Origin of the sequence: Micromonospora sp. BL1 (genome assembly GCF_003667485.1) — a bacterium.
In the GTDB taxonomy this organism is placed as follows: Bacteria; Actinomycetota; Actinomycetes; order Mycobacteriales; family Micromonosporaceae; genus Micromonospora; species Micromonospora tulbaghiae.
This window is the reverse complement of record NZ_RCVK01000212.1, coordinates 1-8,071: the sequence shown is the minus strand read 5'-3', so window position 1 is coordinate 8,071 and position 8,071 is coordinate 1. Positions and strand designations below refer to the sequence as shown.

9 protein-coding genes are annotated in these 8,071 nt (G+C 73.2%); 4 read left to right on the top strand and 5 right to left on the bottom strand.

Annotated elements, in window-relative coordinates:
• Positions 1–148: 148 nt before the first annotated feature.
• A complete protein-coding gene (locus tag EAD96_RS11660) occupies positions 149–799 on the bottom strand; it encodes a flavodoxin family protein (RefSeq protein ID WP_121684273.1) in 651 nt (216 codons plus the stop codon).
• Positions 800–861: 62 nt separating this feature from the next.
• Positions 862–1,629 (bottom strand): 1-acyl-sn-glycerol-3-phosphate acyltransferase, encoded by a 768-nt coding sequence (locus tag EAD96_RS11655; RefSeq protein ID WP_121684272.1) that lies wholly within the window; start codon positions 1,627–1,629, stop codon positions 862–864.
• A 195-nt stretch (positions 1,630–1,824) separates the two neighbouring features.
• Between EAD96_RS11655 and EAD96_RS11650 the strand changes: the two genes are divergently transcribed.
• Both EAD96_RS11650 and cydB read left to right on the top strand, forming a co-directional pair.
• Positions 1,825–3,237: a cytochrome ubiquinol oxidase subunit I gene (locus EAD96_RS11650; RefSeq protein WP_120569895.1), complete on the top strand. Its 1,413-nt coding sequence runs from the start codon at positions 1,825–1,827 to the stop codon at positions 3,235–3,237.
• 17 nt (positions 3,238–3,254) lie between these two features.
• The gene (gene cydB / locus EAD96_RS11645; RefSeq protein WP_121684271.1) at positions 3,255–4,253 is read left to right on the top strand and encodes a cytochrome d ubiquinol oxidase subunit II; all 999 of its coding nucleotides are present in this window, start codon (positions 3,255–3,257) and stop codon (positions 4,251–4,253) included.
• A gap of 71 nt (positions 4,254–4,324) precedes the next feature.
• On the opposite strand, the gene EAD96_RS11640 is transcribed toward cydB, so the two are convergent.
• Positions 4,325–5,014 (bottom strand): hypothetical protein, encoded by a 690-nt coding sequence (locus tag EAD96_RS11640; RefSeq protein ID WP_120569893.1) that lies wholly within the window; start codon positions 5,012–5,014, stop codon positions 4,325–4,327.
• A 65-nt stretch (positions 5,015–5,079) separates the two neighbouring features.
• Positions 5,080–5,544 (bottom strand): peroxiredoxin, encoded by a 465-nt coding sequence (locus tag EAD96_RS11635; RefSeq protein WP_256487405.1) that lies wholly within the window; start codon positions 5,542–5,544, stop codon positions 5,080–5,082.
• Between the two features lie 90 nt (positions 5,545–5,634).
• On the opposite strand from EAD96_RS11635, the gene EAD96_RS11630 reads away from it, so the two are divergent.
• The gene (locus EAD96_RS11630; protein ID WP_121684269.1) at positions 5,635–6,027 is read left to right on the top strand and encodes a YciI family protein; all 393 of its coding nucleotides are present in this window, start codon (positions 5,635–5,637) and stop codon (positions 6,025–6,027) included.
• Positions 6,028–6,046: 19 nt separating this feature from the next.
• Positions 6,047–7,270 (top strand): RNA polymerase sigma factor, encoded by a 1,224-nt coding sequence (locus tag EAD96_RS11625; protein ID WP_121684268.1) that lies wholly within the window; start codon positions 6,047–6,049, stop codon positions 7,268–7,270.
• Positions 7,271–7,288: 18 nt separating this feature from the next.
• Here EAD96_RS11625 and EAD96_RS11620 read toward each other — a convergent pair.
• On the bottom strand, positions 7,289–8,071 hold a 783-nt coding region (locus EAD96_RS11620; protein WP_199733141.1), incomplete at its 5' end, for a patatin-like phospholipase family protein.

The window sequence follows — 8,071 nt, the reverse complement described above, 5'->3', positions numbered from 1 at the left end:
ACCCCGCCCCGTCCCGCGCTCGCCTCGCCTCGTCGATCTTGCGGTTGCGACCCTCGTCGGGGGCGGTTGGCCGGGTTCGCCCGGGCACCAACTGCAAGATCGACGGCGGTGCGCGCAGGCGGCCAGCGCGGCCGGGGTCGGGGCCGGGTCAGCCGGGCTGGGTGCTGGGGCCGACGCCCGCGTCGCGGGTTCCGGGCGGCGGGTAGGGCCGCTCCGCGAGCAGCCGGGCCAGGTGGGCGCTGTTGAGCGCCAGCGCGGCGGTGGTGCGGCCGGTCGTGTCGGGTTTGGGGCGGGCGTCGACGTAGTCGGTCTTGTGCAGCGCCTCCCCGACCCAGTACGTGGCCCCGGCGGCCGGGCAGGTGAACCCCACCTCGTTGAGCGCCTGCTGCACCTCGGCGATGGTGTGGTGCGCGCCGTCCTCGTTGCCGACCACGGCCACGCCGCCGACCTTGCCGTAGGTGCGCAGGCGGCCCTGCTCGTCGGTCTCGGACAGCTCGGCGTCCAACCGTTCGAGGACCATCTTGGTCACCGACGAGGGCTGACCGAGCCAGATCGGCGTGGCGATGATCAGGATCTGGGCGGCGAGCAGCTTGGCGCGGATGCCGGGCCAGCCGTCGCCGTCGCCCTCGTCGACGGACACCCCGAAGCGCACGTCGTGGTCGACCACCCGGACGATCTCGCCGTCGACACCCTGATCGGCCAGCGCGTCGAGCACCTCCTGGCCGAGCACCTGTGAACTGGACGTCGCCGGGGAGCGCTTCAGGGTGCAGTTGAGAACGAGTGCTCGAACAGCGGTCATGGCCGGGTCCTCTCCGCGTACGGGATGCGCGGCTTGATACCCGCGACCGGGCCCGGGATGCGTCAGCCGGTACGGCGGCGGTGCGCGCGACTGTCGTCCACCGGGCGGCCGGGGTCGACGTGCCGGGGCCGATCGGGCTCGTCGGGGCGCAGCGGCACGAGATCCTCGGTGATCGCGTCGATGATCCGGTCGGTGGCCTGCCGGGCCGCGCCGGGGGAGTCCGACCGCAGGTCGTCCAGCGGCACCGGGGCGCCGAAGTGCACCCGGATGACGGGCCGGCGGGCGACCGCCCGCGCCACCGCGCCGAGCATTCCCCTGGGCGCCCGGTAGGGCAGCACCTCGTGCGAGCCCCACTGGGCCACCGGTACGACGGCGGCGCCGCTGGCGAACGCGAGCCGGGCCGCGCCGGTCTTGCCCCGCTCGGGCCACATGCCCGGGTCGAGCCCGATGCGTCCCTCCGGGTAGACCAGCACCACCGACCCGCCGGCCACGGCCCGGGCGGCGACCTCCAGCGAGCGGTGCACCGCGGCGGTGCCCCGGTCGACGCGGATGTGCCCGGCGCGGCGCATCAGCGCCCCGATCACCGGGGCGCGGAACAGCCCGCCGGTCGCCATGATCCGGGGCGCGACGCGCCGTACCCGGCAGGCGGCGGCGAGCACCACCGGGTCGAACGGGCTGATGTGGTTGGCGGCCAGGACCAGCGGGCCGTGGCGCAGCGCGTCGGGCACGTCGCCGGTGACCTCCAGCCGGCCGACCAGCCCGACGACCGCGCGGGCGAGCGTCTGCGCGCCCCGCCACAGCAGCGGCGCGCGCCAGGGGGTGCTGTTCATCAGTGCTGGATCGTCGCACGAGCCGGGGCGACCCCGGTGCCCGGCACGGGTGAGCCCGGGACCGCAGGTCCTCCGGCAAGGGTGATTAGGGTCATTGGTCCCGGGCCGGGTGGGGCCCTGCGGCCCTGCTGCTTTCTCTACGACGACGAGTAGTATCTACTACGTCTCGTAGTATGCACAGCTGGGGGTTTTCTGGTGGACGCGTTGGACGTCGCCCGCTGGCAGTTCGGTGTCACCACCGTCTACCACTTCTTGTTCGTGCCGTTGACCATCGGCCTGTCCGTGCTGGTGGCGATCCTCCAGACCATGTGGCACCGCACCGGCAACGAGCGGTACCTCAAACTCACCAAGTTCTACGGCAAGCTCTTCCTGATCAACTTCGCGATGGGTGTGGTCACCGGCATCGTGCAGGAGTTCCAGTTCGGCATGAACTGGAGCGACTACTCCCGCTTCGTCGGCGACATCTTCGGCGCGCCGCTGGCCATCGAGGCACTGGTCGCGTTCTTCCTCGAATCCACCTTCATCGGCCTGTGGATCTTCGGCTGGGACCGGCTGCCCAAGCGCCTGCACCTGGCCGCGATCTGGGCCGCCGCGATCGGCACCAACCTGTCGGCGTACTTCATCCTCGCCGCGAACTCGTTCATGCAGAACCCGGTCGGCTTCCGGATCAACCCGGACAGCGGCCGCGCCGAGCTGACCGACTTCGTCGCCGTGCTCACCAACAAGGTCGCCCTGGTCACCTTCCCGCACACCCTGGCCGGCGCGTTCCTGGTCGCCGGGTCGCTGATGGTGACCGTCGGCCTGTGGCACGTGATGCGCAACCGCGACAGCGCCGACACCGGCGCGTACCGCTTCGCCACCAAGCTCGGCTCCTGGGTCGTCCTGTTCTCCTCGGCGCTGGTCGTCCTCACCGGCGACATCCAGGGCAAGATCATGACCGACGTGCAGCCCATGAAGATGGCCGCCGCCGAGGGCCTCTACACCACCGAGAGCCCCGCCTCGTTCTCCGTGCTCACGGTCGGCAGCCTCGACGGCAGCCGCGAGCTGTTCGCCATCAAGATCCCGTACCTGCTGTCGTTCCTCGGCACCGGCGACCCCAACGGCACCGTCCAGGGCATCAACGACCTCCAGGCCCAGTACGCCAGCCAGTACGGCCCCGGCAACTACGCCCCGATCATCCCGGTCACCTACTGGAGCTTCCGGTTCATGATCGCCTTCGGGCTGGCCGCCGCCGCGATCGCGCTGCTGGTGCTGTGGAGCCAGCGCAAGGGCCGCACCCCCACCAGCAAGTGGCTGCTGCGCGCCGGCCTGGTCATGCCCGTCCTGCCGCTGCTGGCCAACTCCTTCGGCTGGATCTTCACCGAGATGGGCCGCCAGCCGTGGATCGTCTTCGGCGAGATGCTCACCCGTGACGGCGTGTCCCGCAGCGTCTCCCTGACCGAGGTGCTCACCTCCTTCACCGCGTTCACACTCATCTACGCCGTCCTCGCGGTGGTCGAGTTCAAGCTGCTGGTCCGCTACGCCCGCGCCGGCGTACCGGACGTCACCCCGCAGACCGACGACGACGACACCGACGACGCCGAGCGCCCGCTGGCGTTCGCCTACTGACACCCCGGAGCCCAACCGTGGAACTGACGACCGTCTGGTTTCTCCTCGTAGCAGTGCTCTTCACCGGCTACTTCATCCTCGAAGGCTTCGACTTCGGCGTCGGGATGCTGCTGCCGGTTCTCGGCCGCGACGACCGGCAGCGCCGCGTCCTGATCAACACCATCGGCCCGGTCTGGGACGGCAACGAGGTGTGGCTGATCACCGCCGGCGGCGCCATGTTCGCCGCCTTCCCCGAGTGGTACGCCACCCTGTTCTCCGGCTTCTACCTGCCGCTGCTGCTCATCCTGCTGGCCCTGATCGCCCGCGGCGTCGCCTTCGAGTACCGCCACAAGCGGCCCGAGGCGTCCTGGAAGCGCCGCTGGGACCAGGCCATCTTCTGGGGCTCGGCGATCCCGGCCGTGCTGTGGGGCGTGGCGTTCGCCAACATCTTCCGCGGCGTGCCGCTGGACGCCGACCACGAGTACGTCGGCGGCCTGTTCGACCTGCTCAACCCGTACGCGCTGCTCGGCGGCCTGACCACGCTGGGGCTGTTCCTCACCCACGGCGCGGTGTTCCTGGCGCTGAAGACCACCGGTGACATCCGCGAGCGCGCCGGCGCCCTCGCCGTCAAGCTCGGCGTCGGCACCGCCGTGGCCGCCGTGGCGTTCCTGAGCTGGACGCTGACCATCCGTTCCAGCGCCGCCGCCGTCGTGCTCGCCGTCGGCGCCGCCCTCGCCCTGCTCGGCGGTCTGGCCGCGGCCAGGGTACGCCGGGAGGGCTGGGCGTTCACCGGTACGGCGGTGGCCATCGCGCTGGCCGTGGCGACGCTGTTCGCCGCGCTGTTCCCGAACGTGATGCCGTCCACCCTGGATGCGGCCGGCACGCTGACGGCCACCAACGCCGCGTCCACCCCGTACACCTTGAAGATCATGACCTGGGTGGCAGTGGTGTTCACGCCGATCGTGCTGGCGTACCAGGGTTGGACGTACTGGGTGTTCCGCCGCCGGATCGGGGTACAGAACATTCCGCAACACTGATCGACCTGTGGGCGCAGGGGACGCGGGGCCGGTGCGAGGGGGTCGCACCGGCCCCGCGGGGCGTCACGGGGTCAGCGCGCCTCGCGCAGCTCCGCCAGCCGCGCCTCGATCTCGGCCAGCTCGGCGCGCAGCTTCTCCGCCTGCTGCTCGGCCTCGGCCCGCTCGGCGGCCAGGATCTGCTCCACCGCCTCCTGCACGCCGGGCACGTCGACCAGCGCCACCATCCGCAGCGCCTCGGCCGGCTTCACCACGTACGGCCGGGCCAGTGCCTTCGTGCCCTGCTGCGCGGCCACCGTCCACTCGCCCTCGGCGTAGGCGAGCGTCACGGTCAGCCCCGGCGGGGTCTTCGGCTTGGCGGCCTTCACCGCTCGCTTCGCCGGCTTCGGCTCCGCCGGCGGCTGCTCGGTCTTCGGCTCCTCCCGTCGCGGCGCGGGCACCCGCGGCGTGTCCAGCACGAACGCGGGCTCCGGCGGCGCGGCCGGCGCCTGCTCCGGTTCCGGCTTCGCCTCGGCCGCCGGACGCCGCCCGGCGCCCTTGGGGGCGATCGCCACGTCGGCGGGGGAGAAGGGCAGCTCGTCGCGGCCGAACCGCACCACCACGAACTCCTCCGACGCCGCCGGGTCGGTCAGCTCCACCACCTGCCCGAGCTGCCCGGCCATCTGCCCGGCCGCCTCGGTGAACACCACCCGGGGCTTGCGGCCAGCCGCAAGAGCCTCCCGGATTCCCTGAACCTCGTCAGTGGACAAACCCTGACCCGCCATCACGCCCTCTTCCGTACACCTGTTTGACGCAGCCTTGATACCAGCCGGCTGCGACACCGCGATGATCAGCCCCCGAGGGCCCGCAGCGCCGCGTCGGCGTGCTCGTTCATGCTCAGCTCGCTGTGCACCACGGCGAGCACCCGCCGGTCGGTGCCGATCACGAACGTCATCCGCCGGGTGCTCAGCGCGCCCAGCGGCAGCCGCCGCCGCACCCCGAACGCCCGCGCCACCTCGCCGTCGGCGTCGGACAACAGCGGATAGCCGAGCCCGTGCCGGCGGGAGAACTCCGCCTGCCGCTGCACCGGGTCCCGGCTGATCCCCACCCGTTGCGCGCCGACCGCCGCGAACTCCGCCGCCAGGTCCCGGAAGTGGCAGCTCTCCGCCGTGCAGCCCCGCGTCATCGCCGCCGGGTAGAAGAACAGCACCACCGGACCGGCGGCCAGGAACTCCGACAGGCGCCGTGGCGTGCCCGTCTCGTCCGGCAGCGTGAAATCCTCGACCAGGTCACCGACACCCACCGCGTCACTCATGACGCGAGGATATGTAGACATCGGCGATCCCGCTCCGTCGTACCGGGCGAGCGGCGGGGAGACACCGCCGCACGACGCGAAGGACAGACAGTGAAGTACGTGATCATGATCCACTCCAACCCGGAGCCGTGGGGCCACCCCACCTCCGAATACCTCGCCGCCCACCAGGCGCTGCCCGCCGAGGTACGCGACCGGCTCAACGCCGACTTCGAGCAGGTGATGACCGAGCTGCACGCCAACGGTGAGCTGGTCGTCGGCGAGGCGCTCGCCGACCCCCGAACCGCGCGGCTCTACCGGTGGGCCGACGGCGCACCGCTGGCGACCGACGGCCCGTACTCCGAGGCCAAGGAACACCTCGCCGGCTTCTTCCTCATCGACGTCGAGGACCAGGCCCGCGCCGAAGCCGTCGCCGCGAAGTTCGCCGGCCCCGGGGAGACCGTCGAGCTGCGGCCCTCGATGTGGCCGGGCGGGTCCGATCAGTAACGCCACGCCCCTCGCGGACGTGTGGCGCCGGGAGGCGCCGCACGTCCGCGCCGCGCTGCTGCGCCGCTACGGGCAACCCGACGCCTGCGAGGACGCCGTCCAGGACGCGGCGGAGGCCGCAGCCGCCCGGTGGCCGCTCACCGGCGTCCCCGACGAACCCCGCGCCTGGCTCATCCAGGTCGCCGCACGGCGGCTGATCGACCGGATGCGCGCCGAGGCGGCCCGGACCCGCCGCGAGCGGCTCGACGCGGTCCGGGAACCGGGCGCCGGCGTCGTACCGCCCGTCGACGACGACACGCCCGTGACCGGCGCCGACGACACGTTGCGGCTGCTGTTCCTGTGCTGCCACTCGGCGCTGAGCCGCCCCTCGCAGGTCGCGCTGACCCTGCGCGCGGTCGCGGGGCTGCGGGTGGAACAGATCGCCGCCGCCTACCTGGTGCCGGCCCGGACCATGACCCAACGGCTGAGCCGGGCCCGCGCGACCCTGCGCGAGGCGGGTGCCCGGTTCACGATGCCGCCGCCGGACGCGCTGCCCGACCGGGTGGCCGCCGTGCTCGACGTGTGCCACCTGGTGTTCAGCGAGGGCTACACCCGCACCTCCGGTGACCAGCTCGTCGACGTCGAACTCGCCGAGGAGGCGATCCGCCTCACCCGGCAGGTCCACGCGGCGCTGCCCGACCACCACGAGGTCACCGGTGCGCTGGCGTTGATGCTGCTCACCCACGCCCGGTCGCCCACCCGTACCGACGCCGCCGGTGACCTCGTGCCGCTGGCCGACCAGGACCGCTCCCGCTGGCGCCGTGACCTCATCGACGAGGGCGTCGCGCTGCTCGGCCGGGCTCTGCCCCACGGCCCGGTGGGCCGCTACCAGCTCCAGGCGGCCATCGCCGCCGTGCACGCCGAGGCGCCGGCCTTCGGCGACACCGACTGGCTGCAGATCAGCGTCCTGTACGACATGCTGAGCCGGGTCGCACCCAGCCCGTTCGTCACGCTCAACCAGGCCGTCGCCGTGGCCATGGCGCATGGCCCCGACGTCGGGCTGGCGCTGCTCGAACCGCTGCTGGCCGACCCGGCGATGCGCCGTCACCACCGGCTGCACGCCGTCCGCGCCCACCTGCTCGAACTCGACGGCGACGCGCACGCCGCCGCCGAGCACTACAAGCTGGCCGCCCGCCTCACCGGCAGCCTGCCCGAACAGCGCTACCTCAACCGGCGGCTGGCGCGCCTGACCAGCGACTCCTGATCCGTACAGCGGCTGCGGTCACCGCCACACCCCGGCCACCTCGCCGGCCACCGCCTCGGCCTGCGCGAACCCGGCCCGCGCCGACGCCGCCCGCCGCGCCGGGTCCAGCACGTTGCGGCCGATCGCCGTGCGCGCCGCCCGGTCCGGCGACACCACGGCCACCCGCGCACCCGCCTCCCGCAACGCCGCCACCTGCGCCGACAGCCGTGGCATCGGCCCCACCGCCGCGCGCGTCGGCGCCAGGACCACCACCCGATCGCAGCCGGCCGCCAGATCCGCGTTCACCGGCGAGCGGACCCCGCCGTCGACGAAGCGCCGGCCGCCGACGGTGACCGGCGGCCACACCCCCGGCACCGCGCAACTGGCGCCGACCGCGTCCACCAGCGGCACCCCGCTGTCCGCGTCGAACACCACGAACTCGCCGGAGGCCGCGTCCACGGCGGTGACCAGCAGCCGCGCCGCCGGCCAGTCCGGCGACGGCAGCCGGGCCGCGATCACCGCCCGCCGCGACTGCTCCGACGGGGTACGCGCCGACAACGCCATCGCGCCGATACGCGCCCGGGCCCGCGCCGCGTCCCGGCCACGACCGCCCGCCCACGCCCAGCGCAACAGCACCCCCGTCCCGAGCCGGGCCGGCACCTCGTCGCGGGGCGGCCGCAACTGCGCCTCGTACAACTGCGCCGGCGGCGTACCCGAGCGCACCTGCGCCCCGACCACCGACCCGGCCGACGTGCCCACCACCAGGTCAGCCTCGTCCAGCCGCAGGCCGTGCCCGGCCAGCCCGGCCAGCAGACCCAGCTC